The organism is Candidatus Macondimonas diazotrophica, from assembly GCF_004684205.1.
Classification (GTDB): Bacteria; Pseudomonadota; Gammaproteobacteria; order UBA5335; family UBA5335; genus Macondimonas; species Macondimonas diazotrophica.
Map to the genome: position 1 here is coordinate 1 of NZ_SRIO01000005.1, position 17009 is coordinate 17009.

13 protein-coding genes are annotated in these 17009 nt (G+C 62.4%); 9 read left to right on the forward strand and 4 right to left on the reverse strand.

The genetic code is table 11. The features are described 5' to 3' along the window. Window positions 1–482 (forward strand): peroxiredoxin-like family protein (locus E4680_RS04900; protein WP_135281286.1); only part of this gene is annotated, 482 nt, incomplete at its 5' end. A gap of 7 nt (window positions 483–489) precedes the next feature. Here the strand turns inward: E4680_RS04900 and E4680_RS04905 are convergent. Beyond that, window positions 490–1371: an SDR family oxidoreductase gene (locus E4680_RS04905; RefSeq protein ID WP_205688755.1), complete on the reverse strand. Its 882-nt coding sequence runs from the start codon at window positions 1369–1371 to the stop codon at window positions 490–492. Window positions 1372–1734: 363 nt separating this feature from the next. Between E4680_RS04905 and glgX the strand changes: the two genes are divergently transcribed. From glgX to treY, 3 genes are read left to right on the forward strand one after another with little or no spacing between them, the layout of a single operon-like run. Next, window positions 1735–3900 (forward strand): glycogen debranching protein GlgX, encoded by a 2166-nt coding sequence (gene glgX / locus E4680_RS04910; RefSeq protein ID WP_135281287.1) that lies wholly within the window; start codon window positions 1735–1737, stop codon window positions 3898–3900. Next, a complete protein-coding gene (gene treZ, locus E4680_RS04915; RefSeq protein ID WP_240696124.1) occupies window positions 3875–5719 on the forward strand; it encodes a malto-oligosyltrehalose trehalohydrolase in 1845 nt (614 codons plus the stop codon). Before glgX ends, treZ begins: the two co-directional genes overlap by 26 nt. A gap of 3 nt (window positions 5720–5722) precedes the next feature. Continuing rightward, complete coding sequence (gene treY / locus E4680_RS04920; protein WP_135281288.1) at window positions 5723–8590, forward strand: malto-oligosyltrehalose synthase; 2868 nt, start codon at window positions 5723–5725, stop codon at window positions 8588–8590. A 115-nt stretch (window positions 8591–8705) separates the two neighbouring features. On the opposite strand, the gene E4680_RS14025 is transcribed toward treY, so the two are convergent. After that, window positions 8706–8855, reverse strand: a complete 150-nt coding sequence (locus tag E4680_RS14025) for a hypothetical protein (protein ID WP_167792390.1) — start codon at window positions 8853–8855, stop codon at window positions 8706–8708. An 84-nt stretch (window positions 8856–8939) separates the two neighbouring features. Here E4680_RS14025 and E4680_RS04925 point away from each other — a divergent pair, with 84 nt between their 5' ends. Further along, on the forward strand, window positions 8940–10367 hold the full coding sequence (locus E4680_RS04925; protein ID WP_240696125.1) for a NarK family nitrate/nitrite MFS transporter: 1428 nt from the start codon (window positions 8940–8942) through the stop codon (window positions 10365–10367). Window positions 10368–10420: 53 nt separating this feature from the next. After that, window positions 10421–12133 carry a bifunctional protein-serine/threonine kinase/phosphatase gene (locus E4680_RS04930; protein ID WP_135281290.1) on the forward strand — a complete coding sequence of 571 codons (1713 nt, stop codon included), beginning with the start codon at window positions 10421–10423 and terminating at the stop codon, window positions 12131–12133. 182 nt (window positions 12134–12315) lie between these two features. Here E4680_RS04930 and E4680_RS04935 read toward each other — a convergent pair whose 3' ends face one another. Next, window positions 12316–13434: a 2Fe-2S iron-sulfur cluster-binding protein gene (locus tag E4680_RS04935; protein ID WP_135281291.1), complete on the reverse strand. Its 1119-nt coding sequence runs from the start codon at window positions 13432–13434 to the stop codon at window positions 12316–12318. Between the two features lie 127 nt (window positions 13435–13561). Continuing rightward, window positions 13562–14206 carry a TetR/AcrR family transcriptional regulator gene (locus E4680_RS04940; protein WP_167792391.1) on the reverse strand — a complete coding sequence of 215 codons (645 nt, stop codon included), beginning with the start codon at window positions 14204–14206 and terminating at the stop codon, window positions 13562–13564. A 161-nt stretch (window positions 14207–14367) separates the two neighbouring features. On the opposite strand from E4680_RS04940, the gene E4680_RS04945 reads away from it, so the two are divergent. From E4680_RS04945 to tal, 3 genes are all read left to right on the forward strand, one after another. Continuing rightward, the gene (locus E4680_RS04945) at window positions 14368–15078 is read left to right on the forward strand and encodes a DUF3592 domain-containing protein (protein WP_135281293.1); all 711 of its coding nucleotides are present in this window, start codon (window positions 14368–14370) and stop codon (window positions 15076–15078) included. After that, window positions 15078–15917 carry a TatD family hydrolase gene (locus E4680_RS04950; protein WP_135281294.1) on the forward strand — a complete coding sequence of 280 codons (840 nt, stop codon included), beginning with the start codon at window positions 15078–15080 and terminating at the stop codon, window positions 15915–15917. Before E4680_RS04945 ends, E4680_RS04950 begins: the two co-directional genes overlap by 1 nt. 100 nt (window positions 15918–16017) lie before the next feature. Further along, a complete protein-coding gene (tal, locus tag E4680_RS04955; RefSeq protein ID WP_135281295.1) occupies window positions 16018–16974 on the forward strand; it encodes a transaldolase in 957 nt (318 codons plus the stop codon). The last annotated feature ends 35 nt before the right edge of the window (window positions 16975–17009 follow it).

A 17009-nucleotide genomic window follows, 5' to 3' on the forward strand; every position in this document is an offset into this window, starting at 1 on the left:
TGGCTGGCTTCAAGGGCAAGCCGCTGGTGCTGGTGTTCAACCGCTATGTCGGTTGCCCGGTATGTCAGATGACCACGGTGGAACTGACCCGGGCCGCGCCGGAGTTCGAACGCGCGGGCGTGGCGCTGGCCATCGTATTCCAGTCCAGCCCGGAACGGCTGGCGGCCTTCGCCCAGCGTCAAGGCCAGGGCGCGGCCCTGCTGGGCGATCCCGAAGGCCGGTCCTATGCCGCTTACGGTGTGGAAGCCAGTCTGGCCGGGTATCTGGCACCCGGCAATCTGCCGGTCCTGTTCCGCGCCGTCCGCCAGGGTTATGGCCATGGCGCGTTCGAGGGCCGCGAAACCCAGCAGCCGGCTGCTTTCGTGATCGATGGCAATGGCCAGATCCGCCAAGCCCACTATGGCCGCAACATCACCGACCTACCCGACCCGAATGTGCTGCTATCCGAGGCTCGGGCGCTGGGCGCGTCGCAAGCCGCTTGAAATCCGCTCAAACCACCTCCGGCAGACAGGCTGGCAAGCCCTGCCGGAGGGTCGGATAGCGTAACCGCACCCCCAATTCCTTGAGCATGCGGCGATTGTCCAATCGCTTCGATTCATTGAGAAAAGACAGCAAGGCCGGACTGAGCATGGCCTGGGCTTCGTCCATGCTGATGATGGGCGGCGCCTCCAGACCGAGCAGATCGGCGATCTGCAACATGTAGTCGGTCATGCTGGTGGGATGGCCATCGCTGACGTTGTAGATGCGGTTGTCCGGCGCGCGCTCGGCCGCCGCGAGGCAGACCTCGACCAGATCATCCACGTGGATGCGGTTGCTGTAGGCGGACTCTCGTTCATCCACCAGCGGTCCACCGCTCCGCAGCCGCTTGACCGGCAATCGGCCTGGCCCATAGATGCCGGGAACGCGCAGGGTGACGAACGAAACATCCTGGTTTTCACACCACGACTGCAGCATCTGTTCGGCCGCCAGACGGCGCCGCCCGCGGTCGGTATCGGGTGCGGGGGGGGTTTCTTCGGTGACCCATTCGCCATTGCGATCACCATAAACGGCGCTGGTGCTGATGTAGATCATGCGCCGGGGGCGCCGGTCAGCCGGTATGGCGCCGAGAAACCGCTGCAGCCGGGGATCGGACTGACCTTCTCGTGGCGGCGGGATCAGATAGTACAGCAGCGAGTCACTCATCCACTCCGGCCATGAAAGGGCACCGCTCCGATCGAGATCGATCTGAACCGCTTCCATGGACAGCTCACGGAGATAGGCCAGACTCATCGAGGTCTGCACAAAGCCCCATAGCGGCATATGACGTTCTGCGAAGCGAACGGCAAGACGTCGCCCGACATCGCCGCAACCCGCGATGATCACTCCCGTCATTGACGGCCCCTCCCACATTTTGATGTTTCTGCCCTTATAGCGAGGCCAGGGGCGCGCTGACAAGCCCGTTGTCATGACGCCTTCATCGGCAGAAGCCTGGCGCACGACCTCCCGAACCCCAAGCGCGCACCTTGCTGGACCCCTGCTGCGGGGGCGAGTAACCTGCCTAGACGCGTTCTCAGAGAAAGCACCCTTGCCTGCCGGGTCGACCGGCTCTGCCGGCCAAGCGCCGTCTGCCTTGCGAATGATGAGCCCGTATGGCACGGACTTTGCGCGCTGCAAAGAGCGGCAAACCAAATCCGCGGCGATCACGGCTGCACCCGCAAGCACCCAGTCACTACAGCATCCCGAGGAATCCAGTCCATGCCCATGAAGATGGAAATCTGGCCCGGAAGACCGTACCCCCTTGGGGCGACCTGGGACGGACAAGGCGTCAATTTCAGTCTGTTTTCGGAAAATGCCACCCGAGTCGATCTATGCCTGTTCGATGGTCAGACCGGGCGCCAGAGCGCCTGCATCACATTGAGCGAACGGACCGACCAATGCTGGCACTGTTACCTCCCGTCGGTGCGGCCGGGACAGCGCTACGGCTATCGCGTCTATGGCCCCTACGATCCGGCACAGGGGCATCGTTTCAATCCCCACAAGCTGCTGCTCGATCCCTACGCCAAGCAGATTACCGGCCAGATGCTCTGGCACGATCACCACTTCGGCTACACCATCGGCCACCCGGACGAGGATCTGTCCTTCGACACCCGCGACAGCATGGCCGGCACCCCCTTGTGCCAAGTGGCCGATCCGGCCTTTGTCTGGGGGGACGATCGCCGGCCCAACATACCGTGGGACAAGACCGTTCTCTACGAACTCCATGTCAAAGGCTTCACCCGCAACCACCCCAAGGTACCGGAACACCTGCGCGGAACCTACGCCGGGCTGGCGACCCAGCCGGTGATCGAATATCTGCAGCGACTGGGCGTGACCAGCGTTGAGCTGATGCCGATCCACGAATTTCTGGACGATCGCCACCTGTTGGATCGCAATCTCACCAACTACTGGGGCTATAACACCATCGGCTTCTTCGCCCCCACAGTGCGCTACAGCGCGACCGGCGAGCTCTCCGAATTCAAGACCATGGTCAAAACCCTCCACAGCGCCGGGATCGAGGTGATCCTGGATGTGGTCTACAACCACACCGCCGAGGGAAACGAGCGCGGTCCGACCCTGTGCTTTCGCGGCATCGACAACGCGTCCTACTATCGCCAGAGCCCGATCGATCCGCGTTACTACATGGATTTCACCGGCTGCGGCAACACGCTCAACATGCTTCATCCGCGCGTGTTGCAGCTGATCATGGACAGCCTGCGCTATTGGGTGACCGAGATGCACGTGGACGGCTTCCGCTTCGATCTCGCCGCGGCGCTGGCACGGGAACTCTATGAAGTGGACCGGCTCTCGGCCTTTTTCGAAATCATCGGTCAGGACCCCATCCTTTCCCAGGTCAAGCTGATCGCCGAGCCCTGGGATGTCGGCGAAGGCGGTTATCAGGTCGGCAATTTCCCGGTCGGCTGGACGGAATGGAACGCCGAATACCGGGATGTCATGCGCGCCTACTGGAAGGGCGATGGCGGCCGCACCGGCCATCTGGCCTACCGGCTGACCGGATCGTCCGATCTGTACGAGAGCTCAGGGCGGCGCCCCTACGCCAGCATCAACTTCATCACCGCCCACGACGGCTTCACGCTCGAAGACCTCGTCAGCTACAACGAGAAATACAACGAGGCCAACGGCGAGGACAACCGCGACGGGCACAACCATAACCTGAGCTGGAACTGCGGCATCGAGGGCCCGACCGACGATCCCGAAGTCAACGCGCTGCGCCGGCGCCAGAAGCGGAACCTGCTGGCCAGCCTGCTGCTGGCGCAGGGTGTGCCCATGCTGCTGGCCGGCGATGAAATCGGGCGAACCCAACAGGGCAACAACAATGCCTATTGCCAGGACAACGAACTGAGCTGGCTCGACTGGCATCTGGATGAAGATCGGCAGCGGCTGTTTCATTACGTTCGCCGCCTCATCGCGCTGCGTCAGGAACACCCGGTGTTTCGCCGCAAGCATTTTTTCCAGGGGCGCAGCATCGCCGGCGCGGATGTCAAGGACATCATGTGGCTCAACCCCGATGGCCGCGAAATGACCACGCAGGATTGGGATCAGGAACACCGCCGCTCGCTGGCCGTGTTCCTCGGCGGCGAAGTCCTGGGAGAACTCGACGCCCATGGCAAGCAGATGACAGACGACAATTTTCTGCTGCTGCTCAACGCCGACCATGAACCGATGACCTTCACACTGCTCAAACTCAACGGTCGCACCCGCTGGCAAATCGTGCTGGATACCACGACCGAAGACGGCATCGGCCGTCCGCGGCACCTGCGCGGCGGGAGTCGGCTGACACTTGGACCACGTTCCCTGGTCCTGTTGCGCGAGCATTCGAATCATCAGGAGGTCGACGATGAGTGGTCCCTGCTTTCCCCTTGAGCACGAGATGCCGTTCGGCCCCTTGCGCTTGGATGATGGCCGCATCCGCTTCCGCCTGTGGGCACCGGCCCAGCGGGCACCCAAGCTGCAGATCTCCGACGACCGGGCCGAATACGTGCTGCCCATGGACCCATGCGGCGACGGCTGGTTCGAATGCGTGACCAATCGGGCCCGCACTGGTCAAACCTACTGTTTTCGGCTCGATAGCGGCCTGGCCGTCCCGGATCCGGCGTCGCGCTTTCAACCGCGCGATGCCCATGGGCCGAGCGAGCTGATCGACCCGCACGCCTACCGGTGGCGCCACGAGGACTGGCGCGGACGCCCCTGGCGCGAAGCGGTCATCTACGAACTGCATGTCGGCAGCTTCAGTCCCGAGGGAACCTATCAGGGCGTCATCAAGCGTCTCGATCATCTGGTGGAGTTAGGCATCACGGCAATCGAATTGATGCCGGTGGCGGACTTCCCGGGCCGGCGCAACTGGGGTTATGACGGGGTCTTGCCGTTCGCGCCCGACAGTGCTTATGGCCGGCCCGAAGATCTGAAGGCCCTGATCGATGCCGCACATGCGCACGGACTGATGCTGTTTCTGGACGTGGTCTATAACCACTTTGGGCCAGACGGCAACTATCTGAACGCCTATGCCCCGTCTTTCTTTACGCCCCGTCACCATACGCCTTGGGGCGAGGCCATCAATTTCGATGACGACGACAGCGCCACGGTGCGTGCTTATTTCATTCACAATGCACTGTATTGGCTGGAGGAGTATCGCTTCGACGGGCTGCGGCTCGATGCCGTGCACGCCATTCGCGACGACTCGGAGCCGCATGTGCTCACGGCGCTGGCCGAAGCCGTACGGGGACGCTTCGGCGAGGATCGCCACATTCACCTGGTTCTGGAAAACGATGCCAACCAGGCCCGTTTCCTGACGCGCGCCGCCGCTGGCCAGCCGGTGCACTACACGGCCCAATGGAACGATGACTTCCATCATGCGGCCCATGTCTTGGCGACCGGAGATGGAGCAGGCTATTACCGAGATTTCGTCGATCAGCCGTTACACCAGCTGACCCGCTGCCTGAGCGAAGGATTTGCCTATCAGGGAGATCCCTCCCCGTTCCGGAATGGCGAACGTCGCGGCGAACCCAGCGCTCACCTCCCTCCGCTGTGCTTCGTCAACTTTCTCCAGAATCACGATCAAATCGGCAACCGTGCCCTGGGCGAGCGACTGACGCAGCTCGCGCCGCCCCACCGCGTGCGCGCCCTGACCGAAATCCTGCTGCTGGCGCCTAGCCCGCCATTGCTGTTCATGGGACAGGAATGGGGCAGTGTCCGGCCATTCCTCTTCTTTTGCGGATTTGAAGGTGAGCTGGGCGACGCGGTGCGTGAAGGACGACGCAAGGAGTTCGCAGCCTTTCCGGAGTTCGCCGACCCCCAGGCCCGCGCCCGCATCCCGGACCCCACGCATCCCGATACCTTCGCCCAAAGCTGCCTGCATTGGGGCGAGATCGACGAGGCCATCCATCGGGACTGGCTGGCGCTGCACCAGCGGCTTCTGACGCTGCGCGCCACCCATGTCGTTCCCCTGCTCGGCGCGTCCACACCCAGGACCGACGTCGACATCAGCGGATCACGGCTCCAGCTCCGCTGGCACTGGCCCGATACCGGCAGCCTGAGCTTGATCGCCAACCTGGGCGACACAGCGGTAGCCGCGCCGGCTGCGGCTGGAGCCTCGGTCATCTATCGCAGCGATTCGGCGGCTGCCGCCGCGGATGACTTGCCGGGATGGAGTGTGATGTGGTCGATCATGGCGGGAGAGGAATAATCCATGCGTGCACGCTATCGGCCCACGGCCACCTACCGCCTGCAGCTGCATGCGGGCTTTACCTTTGCCGATGCCGCCGCAACGGTGCCCTATCTGGCTGCCCTGGGGATATCCCACGTCTATCTCTCCCCGGTTCTGCAGGCCAGACCGGGCAGCACGCACGGCTACGATGTGGTCAACCATTGCGCGCTCAACCCGGAACTGGGGGGAACGAAGGGATTCGAGTCCTTGAGCCAGACACTCGAAGCGCATGACATGGGACAGATCTGGGATATCGTGCCCAACCACATGGGGGTGATGGGGGACGACAATCCCTGGTGGCTGTCCGTTCTCGAAAATGGTCCGGCGTCGCCCTGGGCGGACTTTTTCGACATCGACTGGCATCCGCTCAAACGCGAGCTCCATGGCAAGGTACTCGTCCCCATCCTCGGGGCCCCCTATGGCGAGACCCTGGCGGGTGGCGAACTGGTATTGCGCTTTGACCCCGAGGTCGGCAGCTTTTCCCTGCACTACTACGAACACCGATTTCCGCTCGATCCGTCCACCTATCCACGAATCCTGAATCTCGAACTCGATGCATTGCGCCAGCGGCTGGGGGGGAGCCATCCGGATCTGCTGGAGTTCGAAAGCCTCATCACCGCATTCGGCCATCTGCCGTTGCGTTCCAAAAGCGATGGCGAGGCCCTGCGCGAACGCGAGCGGGACAAGGAAATCCACAAGCGCGCCCTCGCCGCCCTCAGCGCCCGCAATCCGGCAATCGATGCCCATATCGCGCATCAGGTGGCCACCATCAATGCTCATCATGGCGATTTTTCCCGAGACGACAGCCTGCATGGCCTGCTCGAGCAGCAGCCTTGGCGGCTCTCGTTCTGGCGGGTGGCCGTCGACGAGATCAACTATCGGCGCTTTTTTGATATCAACGATCTGGCCGGACTGCGCATGGAACGGCCGGAAGTGTTCGAGGCCACCCACGCGCTGATCCTGGAACAGGTCCGGCTCGGCCGTGTCCACGGTCTGCGCATCGACCATCCCGACGGACTCTATGATCCCCTGGCCTACTTCACTCAGCTGGCTGCCGCCACCCGGACCGCCCTGGGACAGCCGCCCGGAACGGAACCAGCGGTCTATACCGTGGTGGAAAAAATCCTGGCCGATCACGAATCGCTGCGGGGATCCTGGCCGGTCCATGGAACGACCGGCTATGAGTTCATCCGGCTCATGAACGGACTGCAGGTCGATGGCAACGGACTGACCGCCCTGCGGGACAGCTTCAGTGCATTCACTGGACGAACTGGATCCATGGCCGAGGTGGTGTATGCGGCCAAGCGAACATTGATGCGCAATACCCTGGCCAGTGAGCTCAACGTGCTCGCCAACCGGCTGGGGCGACTGGCGGAGGGGGACCCATTCACGCGTGATTTCACGGTCAACGCCTTGCGCGCAGCGCTGGGTGAGATCGTGGCAGCGTTTCCGGTTTACCGGACCTATGTCGACCGCCAAGGCGCTCAGGAAGAGGACCGCCGCGATCTCGATTGGGCGGTAGCCCAAGCCAAGAAGCGCCGTGCCCGCGAGGAAACCACCATCTATGATTTCATCCATCGCGTGCTGGCTTTGGACGTGGCTGACGACGTTCCCCGCTTGCAGCGGCTGGCGATGCAGGATTTCGCCATGCGTTTTGCCCAATATACGGGCCCTGTGATGGCGAAATCGGTGGAGGACACCGCGTTTTATCGCATGTTCCCCCTGGCTTCGCTGAACGAGGTGGGCAGCAATCCAGCGCGCGCGGAAATCAGCATCGCCGCCTTTCACCATCACAACCAACGGCGCGCTCAACTGTTTCCTCACCAGATGCTTGCCAGCACGACTCATGACACTAAGCGCAGTGAAGATGTCCGGGCGCGAATCAATGTGCTGTCCGAGTGCCCGCAGGCGTTTGCCGACGCACTGCAACGCTGGGCGCGGATCAATCGCCGCCACCTGACCGAGATGGATGGCGAACGGCTACCGAGTTCCCATCACGAATACCTGCTCTACCAGACGCTCATCGGCACCTGGCCCGAGCGCGTCGTCGCCGCAACCGAGCCCGACTACGCCGATCGCATCGTGGCCTACATGCAAAAGGCGGCTCGCGAAGGCAAGGAGCAGAGCTCCTGGTTCAGCCCCGACATGGCCTACGAGGGCGCACTGGAGCGTTTCATCCGCGGTATCCTCGAAGCGGGCGCCAACAATCCGTTTCCCGATGACCTGACCCGATTCGTCACCCAGTTGATCCCCTTCGGCCGTTGGAACAGTCTGGTTCAGAGCCTGCTGCAGACCACAGTGCCCGGCATGCCGGATATCTATCAGGGGATCGAACTCGAAGCCCTGAGCCTCGTCGACCCGGATAACCGCCGCCCCGTGGACTACGCGAAACGGCGCGAACTCCTCGATCGCCTGCTCAAGCACCCCGCGCCGGCCGACCGATGGGAAACCGCATGGGCCGCACGCGATGAGGGGACACTCAAGCTGCACCTGCTGGTCACGATCCTGACCTGGCGCCGGGAAGACCCGGCCCTGTTCCAGCGCGGCAGCTATCTGCCCCTGACCGTCAGCGGTCCACGGGCGGATCATCTGTGCGCCTTTGCTCGGATCTTCGAAGATCGCGCAATGATCGTTCTGGCGCCGCGCCTGCTGCATACCGCCTGCCAAGGGGATCCGGAGCAACTGAACGCAACGCTTTGGACAGGGACGCGCCTGCAACTCGATGCCGACCTTCCAGCAGGACCGTGGCAGAACTTGCTGACTGGCGCGCCCTGTCCGCCTGACGCGTGGGACGATCTGTCGGTTGCCCTGTCCGCCGCCCCCATGGCCGTGCTGCGCGCCGGATCGTAGAACACCGGTTCTGCCGCACCCATTTAGCGCAAAAGACGCACCAACTCAAAGAGGCTGCATCAAAGATGGTGCATGATGCCTCTGACGAGCGATATCGGGGGCCTCAGAGTGCCCCTCAACCGTGCACTCCGCCGGCGGGATGCGCCAGACCGGTGGTCGCGTGTCGCTCCCAACGCACTGAATAGCCGACGATGTCGTCGAATGACGCGGACGGTGCGCCGTTTGCATCGGGACGCTGCACCCGATGGCGCCAACTGGCGCGCATATTGCTTGTCTCCGGCCATCACTTCCTTTTCAGGCCGGGATCGCCATGTCGGAGAAACTCAACCTATTATCCTTCAAAGGAAACATGCGCATCCTGCACTTAAGTTGGATCGCCTTTTTCATCTCTTTCGCTGTCTGGTTCAACCACGCCCCGCTCATGGCTGCGCTGCGGCAGAACTTTGGCCTGAACGAACAGGAAGTTGGCATCCTGCTGATCCTGAACGTGGCGCTGACCATTCCCGCACGCATCGTGGTTGGCATGCTGGTGGACCGCTTCGGCCCGCGGCGGATGTTTACCATCATTCTCATCAGCTCTGGGCTGATGTGCTTTGCCTTCGCCTTGGCGCAGAATTTCGAGCAGCTGGCCGTGACCCGATTCCTACTTGGCTTTGTCGGTGCGGGATTCGTGGTCGGCATCCGCATGATCGGCGAGTGGTTTCCGGCGCGACAGACGGGGATCGCACAGGGAATTTATGGCGGCTGGGGCAATTTCGGTTCGGCCGCCTCCGCCATGTTGCTGCCCACCTTGGCCTTATGGTTCGGCGGCGCCAACGGCTGGCGCTATGCCATCGCGGCGACCGGCGTAGTCGCCATCGCCTACGGGGTGGTGTACTACCGGTCGGTCACCGATACCCCCAAGGGCTCGACCTATTTCAAGCCCAAGAAGATGGGCGCGATGGAAGTCACCAGCCGCGGCGATCTCGCGCTTTACCTGCTGATGAGCCTGCCCATCTACGGCGCACTGGCGTTGCTGGTCTGGAAGCTTTCTCCCGCCGGGCTCGCCTGGTTTTCTCCGGCCACCAGCAACATCCTCTATCTGGGCATCGCCACCGTCTGCGGCTATCAGGGCTGGAAGATCTACCAGGTAAATCGAGAGGTCCTGTCCAAACCCGTACCGGAGCTCTTCCGCTATCGATTCCGACAGGTCGCGATTCTGGATCTGGCCTATCTTGTCACCTTCGGCTCCGAATTGGCGCTGGTTTCCATGCTGCCGCTGTTCTATCTCGATGAGTTCAAGCTTTCTCCGGTCACAGCTGGGATTCTGGCGGGTACCTATCCTGTGATGAATCTCATCGCCCGTCCGGCTGGCGGCATCCTGAGCGACCGCATCGGTCGGCGGCTGAGCCTCCTGATGCTGTTCTCCGGCATCACCGGGAGCTTTCTGCTGCTGGGACAGGTCACGCAGGAATGGCCGGTCGCGCTGGTTGTCGCCAACACACTGCTGTGCGGCCTGTTCGCCAAAGGCGGATCGGGCGCAGTATTCGCCATGGTGCCCTTGATTCAGCGTCGCATGACTGGCCAGATTGCGGGCATGGCGGGGGCCTACGGCAACGTCGGCGGACTCGTTTTCCTGACCGTGCTGTCGCTGGTATCACCTCAGGTGTTTTTCATGGTCATCGGCGGTACTGGATTGGTGGTCCTGGTCCTGATCGCGTTGCTCCTGGCCGAACCGCGCGGCGAAACCGCTGAAGTTCTGCCCGATGGCACCGTCCAGATGATCAAGATCGGTTGATCGCCGCGCGGGATGCGCGTGGCCGTGCTCGGCCGGCGAGTTGGAGACTCAGGATGACGCTCGAGGCCCGCGCAATGGTGACGGTCGGACAGTATTCCGACCGGGGCGCCAAAACCGAGAACCAAGACAGTTACGGCGTCCTGATTCCGGAATCGCCACTGCTGGAGAGCAAGGGCATCGTCGCCGTGCTGGCCGATGGCGTGAGTGGCAGCGCCGCCGGACGCGTCGCCAGCGAAACCAGCGTCAAAAGTCTGCTCCACGATTATTTCTGCACCGCCGAATCCTGGACGGTGAAAACCTCCGTGGAAAAGGTGCTGCTTGCCACCAACCGCTGGCTATGCGGTCAGGGCGCCGACAGTACGCGGCGCAGTTGCGCGACGACACTAAGCGCGCTAGTGGTGAAGTCCACCACGGCGCATCTATTCCACGTCGGCGACACCCGTATTTACCGGCTGCGCCGCGGTGAGCTCACCCAGCTCACCCAGGACCACCGCATCTGGGTGTCGGAGGACCGGAACTTCCTCACGCGCGCGCTGGGTATCGACCTGCATCTGGACATCGACTACCACCATTTTCCGGTCGAAGTCGGTGACCTCTTCCTGTTCACCACCGACGGCGTGCATGAGTATGTCAGCGATCAAGCACTGATCGCCGCGATTCAGGCCCACCCCGATCACCTGGACCGAGCAGCGCGGGAAATCGCTACCCGTGCCTTACATGCCGGCAGTCCGGACAACGTGAGTTGTCAGATTATGCGTTTCGACGCGCTCCCCCAGACCGATGCGCAAGGCTGGTTCGACCAGCTCACCGAGAAGCCGTTTCCCCCGGAGCTCGATCCCGGGATGCGGATCGACGGCTACCGGATCATCCGCGCCCTGTACGCCAGCGCACGCAGCCAGGTCTATCTCGCCGTGGATGAGGACAGCGGCGTCCAGGTCGTGATCAAGACCCCCTCGGTCAACTATCAGGACGATCCGGTCTATCTCGACCTGTTTACGCACGAGGAGTGGGTCGGCAAGCGTTTGCACAGTCCGCATGTGCTGCGCGTGATCGAGCCCAGCCGCCCCCGGCAGTTTCTCTATACGGTTTCGGAGTACATCGCGGGTGAGACGCTGCGGCAGTGGATGCATGGGCATCCGCAGCCGGACCTGCATCGTGTCCGTGACCTGGTCGGCCAGATCGCCCGCGGCCTCATGGCCTTTCATCGCCTGGAGATGATTCATCAGGATCTGAAGCCCGAAAACATTCTCATCGATGCGGACGGAACGGCCCGGATCATCGACTTCGGTTCGACCAAGATCGCCGGGGTGGAAGAGATTACCTCCCCCATCCAGCGCCTGACGCTGCTCGGCACGCGACTCTATACGGCACCGGAATATCTGCTCGGCGAGCCCTGCAGTTCACGCTCGGATCTCTTTTCGCTCGCGGTCATCACCTATGAGCTGCTCACCGGCCATCTGCCTTACGGCGAGCACTACGATGAAACCACCATCCGCCGCCTTACCTACACCCCGGCGCGCCAGTGGGTGCCGGACCTGCCACTGTGGGTCGACTGGGCACTGGAGAAGGCCCTGAAGCGCAATCCCGAGTTGCGTCAGGCAGAGCTTTCCGAGTTTCTTCACGATCTCACCGAGCCCAACCCCGCTTTCGTCACGGCGCGCCGCCCGCCCATCCTCGCCCGCGATCCGGTCGCCACCTGGCGCGGCTTGTTCATCATCAGTGCCTTGGGAAATCTGGCCCTTCTGTTCCTGATCAGCCGACTGTGATAGCGTCAAGCCGGTCTTCCCGTGCATCCACGCGGCAGAGGACGGTTAGGCCAAGTTGACGCCAATTTTGCGGCTCTTATCCGGGCAAAGGCTGCCTCAGAGCCGCTACAACCGTTGACGGGCCGGCGAACGCCTTGGCGCCACGACACCAGCACGGCATGCAGAGCCTAAGTTGCCGGATGTCAGCCTTTATCGCCGATGTGCGAGGTGGGTTCGTCGATATGCGCCTTGGCCAAGTGGCTCTTGTCCAGGAATTTGTCAAAGTGGATGTGTTCACCAGGGATGCCAGCACCCTTCAACACCTCAATGGCGGCATCGAGCATCGGCGGGGGGCCGCACATATAGGCATGGCAGGTCGCAAGCTCAGGCACCTCACGAGTGAGGAACTCCGTCACCAGACCGCGCGGGCCGGTCCAGTCGCTGTCCTCAGGCTCCTCGGAAAGGATCGGAATGTAGCGGAACCGACCCTTCCATTGGGCGGCGATCCGATCCATGTCATCCTGACAATACAGATCTTTCTGCGACCGTGCGCCAAATAGGTAGGTACAGTCCCGTTGCACACCATCGACGAGCGCCTGCTCAAGCAGGGCCTTGATCGGTGCCATGCCGCTGCCGCCCGCCACACAGACCATCGGCGCTGCCGCAGAACGCAGGCGGAAGTCGCCAAACGGCCCGCGCAGCTCCACTCGGGCGCCGATGCGGTCGGCTTGGTGCAGCCATTCGGTAAATTTTCCACCCGGAACTTTGCGGATGTGGAAGATCACCCGATTGGCCTGTGCAGGATCAGGACGGGCCGCGAAGGAATAAGAGCGGAACTCATCCAGTACGCCCGGCACGCGCATATCGGCGTACTCGCCCGCCGTATACGCCATCGGGCCGTCCAGCTCGATGCGCACTTCCACGATGTCGTGGGTGAGGTGATTGAGCGCCTTGATCAGCCCCGTCCGGTTGACGACCTCATGGACGGACGCCTGGGCCTCGGCCGACAGATCCAGTCCATCGACCTGAATCCGGACATCGGAGCGGGGCTGGCACTGACAGGACAGGATATAGTTGGCACGCAGTTCCTCCTGACTCAACAGGTAGGTCTTGTCGGTGAATTCCTTCACCTTGCCTTCCAGAAGCCGAACCTTGCAGGTACCGCAGCCACCCACACGGCAGCTATAGGGAATCGCGATGCCATCACGCAGCGCAGCCGACAGGATGAAGGTCTTTTCGTCACACTCCACCGGCTTGTCGACACCTTCGATGTGGACGAGATGAGGACCGACCTTTTTCTTCCCGAATAGCTTGCCGAACATGTCTCTTCCTGTCAGCGGGGCCGGGTGCAATCCCCGGGATCATGATGAGCCGGTAGAAAATGGGCGGGCTCGCCACCAGCTGGGGGCGAGCCGGGCGGTCCACTATAGAAACCGCTGCGCGGGGGTGTCAAGAAATTGGGGCTGGTACCCCGCTCGCCAGCGTTTCGTACCCCAGCTCCGCTGGTGGTTTGGCACCGCAGGCAAGAAAGAACCCTAATGCGAGGCGGTGCACCGCATCAGCTGTCTGCTCGGCTGTATCAGAGCGCGCCTGAACAAGACACCCTTCTAATACGATGAACAGTGCCCGCGCGACTGGCAAGGCATCCCCAAGAAAACGGAAGTGCTTGAATTGTCGGCCGTTTTCGAGAATGCTTGCGAGAAACTGTTCCGCATCCCGGCGCGCACGCACCCGGAACTCCTTGATCAGATCCCGATCAACGCGCCCCACGCCGATCAGCAGGCCCGAAACACTTTCGAGATTCTCTGAATCCTTGAGGATGCTCTCGATTCCCTGAAAGAACTTCAACATCTGCTCGCAGGGATTATCAGCACCGGCCATCGGACCGTAGATATGGGCCACGAACAGCTTGCGCAGCCGCTTGACACACTCGACGAACAGAGCTTCCTTATTCCGGAAGTACCAGTACATCGCGCCCTTGCTCAGGCCGCAGGCTTTGGAGATCTGGTCGATGGAAACACCGTCGTAGCCATAACGACCAAACATCTCGAAAGCGGTTTGCAGAATTCGCTCACGCGTCTCGAGGTCGATCACGGCTGGCTTGGGAGGTTGAGTCATGGCTGTCAAGAGAGGTACCGTATTTTAATTGAACAATTTAATACATAAATCCGATAGATGGCAATATCTTGAATATAGAGCAGTCGCCAGTATCCATGCGACAATTGATCATTTGAATCACGCGTTGTTATCCCGTCATGCCATTATCCCATGCTGCATCCCCATCGGCGTTGATCCAGCGCCGCCTGCTGTTGATTTGCGTCCTAGCTGGCGTGGTCTTGCTGTTCATGGGCGTTCAGCGACTGGTCTTCCAGATCCGGCAAGTGGAGGGATTCCGCGCGATCCCGGCCGCCGTCGTGGATCGCGGAATCCGTTCCGTCGAGGACGATCGCTTCGTTCCCTACGTCGCCTACCGTTTCAGTGTGGGCCAAGAAGTCTTGCGCACCGATCAGTTGTTTTCCCGGCGCATTCCACTGTCACGCCAAGCGGCCGAAGCGGCCCTTGAACCGTACGCGATCGGCCAGACGGTAACGGCATACTTCAATCCAGCCATACCGGAACGGACTTTCCTCCGCCTCAATCTGGCCTTTGGGCCCTATGTACTCTGCCTCATGGGCGTGGCCTTGTTGGCAACCGGATTGGCGCTGTCGCGCTGGCAGGGTCGCTACGGCGTCCGGGCCGAACCACCCCCGCGAACACGGGCCATCGCCGCACTGGCGTGCGCCGTGATCTGGCAGCTTGGCGGCGCATTGGTCTGGAGCCATTACCTGCATCACCAGCCGCCCCCCTACCCCTGGACCGTCTGGGTGGTGCTCCCGCTCTACGGGTTGGGCGGTCTGGTACCGCTCGCCATCGCCCTGCGTTTTGCCCGCTTACATCGCGCGCAGCGCCGCACGGAGCCCACCTGATGGATCTGTTCGATATCGGCGCCAACCTGACCCACGATGCCTTCGATGCCGACCGCGAGTCGGTCCTGGATCGCGCGATAGCTGCCGGCGTCTCCGGGATGATGGTCACAGGCAGCTCGCTCACCTGCAGCCGGAAAGCGCTGGCGCTCGCCCAGTCGCACCCTGCACTTCTGCGCTGCACGGCCGGGGTTCATCCGCACCATGCAGCCGAGCATGATTCCGCGCAGCTCCATGACCTGGCGACGCTGTGGGACGCGCCCGAAGTGCTGGCCATCGGAGAAACGGGCCTGGATTTCTTCCGGGATTTCTCGCCTCGTCCGGCGCAGGAGCGCGTTTTCGAGTGGCACCTGGAACAGGCCGCACATCTCGGTTTGCCGCTTTTCCTTCACGAACGCGATGCCCACGAGCGCTTCTTGGCGATGATCCGGGCCGCGCGCGATGCCATCGGCGATGCCGTGGTGCATTGCTTCACAGGCGATCGGACCGCGCTGTATGCCTACCTCGACCTAGACCTGTACGTCGGCATTACCGGCTGGATCTGCGATGAACGCCGGGGACGGCATCTGCTGGAACTGGTACGCGACATTCCCGCCGATCGACTGATGATTGAGACCGACTGCCCCTACCTGCTGCCGCGGGATCTGCGTCCGCGTCCGCGCGATGGACGCAATGAGCCTGCCTTTCTGCCCCATGTGCACGCAGCAGTGGCACGCGCCCGGGGTGATGATCCCGTCGAGCTGGCCCGGCGCACGACCGCCAACGCCCGGCGCTTCTTCCGCTGGCCGGCCGCAGCAGAGGGACCAAGTGAGGAGGCTGCAGCCCGCATGCGGCTCCATTGATTGACCGCCTCTGCCGAGCCCGCACAAGGGGAGTGCCCCCCACTCAGACGCTCGAGCCTTCGCGAACCGATTTTCTGACTTCCCATGTGGAGGACTGTCGATGAACCAGTTGGAACAATTGCGTGCCTATACCACGGTGGTCGCCGATACCGGCGATATCGAGGCGATCGGGCGCTACCGGCCCACCGATGCGACCACCAATCCGTCCCTGATCCTCGCGGCAGCCGGCCAGCCGGCTTACCGGCATCTCATGGAAGAAGCGGTACGGTTCGGACAGGCCCAGAGTGGCACCGCTGAGCAGCGCCTGGACGCCGCCATGGACAAGCTGGCCGTCAACTTCGGCATGGAGATCCTGCGGATCGTACCGGGGCGCGTCTCGACCGAAGTCGATGCCCGCCTGTCCTTTGACGTTCCGGCCAGCCTCGCCAAGGCACGTCGGCTGATTGCACTCTATGAAGCGGCCGGGATCGACCGCCAGCGCGTGCTGATCAAACTGGCCAGCACCTGGGAGGGGATCGAAACGGCTCGTGTGCTGGAACGCGAAGGCATCCGCTGCAACATGACACTGCTGTTCTGCCTAGCCCAGGCAGTGGCCTGTGCTGAGGCCGGGGTTCGGCTGATTTCGCCCTTCGTGGGTCGGATCACCGACTGGTACCGCCAACGCGACGGGGTGGAAGCCTACCTGCCCGAGAATGACCCCGGTGTCGGATCGGTCAGCGCCATCTTCAACTACTTCAAGAAGTTCGGCCATGACACCGAGATCATGGGGGCCAGTTTCCGCAACGTCGGCCAGGTGACCGCGCTGGCAGGCTGCGACCTGCTCACCATTTCTCCTGTCCTGCTGTCAGAGCTTGAGTCTCGGCAGGATCCCCTGCCGCGCCGGCTCGATCCGGCCACGGCCCGCACCGCAGACCTGGCACGTCTCGACCTGTCCGAAAGCCGGTTTCGCTGGCTGTTGAACGAGGACGCCATGGCCACGGAAAAACTGGCCGAGGGGATCCGGCGCTTCGCCGTCGATGCCGTTCAGCTCGAAAAGCTCATCGCCGGCCTGTCCTGACCCAGGCGTGCGCGGCTTGGGCACGGACCGGGTTC

Coding starts and splice junctions, on each gene's coding strand:
- treY (WP_135281288.1), top strand. CDS start 5,723: ATGCGTGCACGCTATCGGCCCACGGCCACCTACCGCCTGCAGCTGCAT.
- E4680_RS04935 (WP_135281291.1), bottom strand. CDS start 13,434: ATGTTCGGCAAGCTATTCGGGAAGAAAAAGGTCGGTCCTCATCTCGTC.
- glgX (WP_135281287.1), top strand. CDS start 1,735: ATGCCCATGAAGATGGAAATCTGGCCCGGAAGACCGTACCCCCTTGGG.
- E4680_RS04950 (WP_135281294.1), top strand. CDS start 15,078: ATGGATCTGTTCGATATCGGCGCCAACCTGACCCACGATGCCTTCGAT.
- E4680_RS04925 (WP_240696125.1), top strand. CDS start 8,940: ATGCGCATCCTGCACTTAAGTTGGATCGCCTTTTTCATCTCTTTCGCT.
- treZ (WP_240696124.1), top strand. CDS start 3,875: ATGAGTGGTCCCTGCTTTCCCCTTGAGCACGAGATGCCGTTCGGCCCC.
- tal (WP_135281295.1), top strand. CDS start 16,018: ATGAACCAGTTGGAACAATTGCGTGCCTATACCACGGTGGTCGCCGAT.
- E4680_RS04945 (WP_135281293.1), top strand. CDS start 14,368: ATGCCATTATCCCATGCTGCATCCCCATCGGCGTTGATCCAGCGCCGC.
- E4680_RS04930 (WP_135281290.1), top strand. CDS start 10,421: ATGACGCTCGAGGCCCGCGCAATGGTGACGGTCGGACAGTATTCCGAC.
- E4680_RS14025 (WP_167792390.1), bottom strand. CDS start 8,855: ATGCGCGCCAGTTGGCGCCATCGGGTGCAGCGTCCCGATGCAAACGGC.
- E4680_RS04905 (WP_205688755.1), bottom strand. CDS start 1,371: ATGACGGGAGTGATCATCGCGGGTTGCGGCGATGTCGGGCGACGTCTT.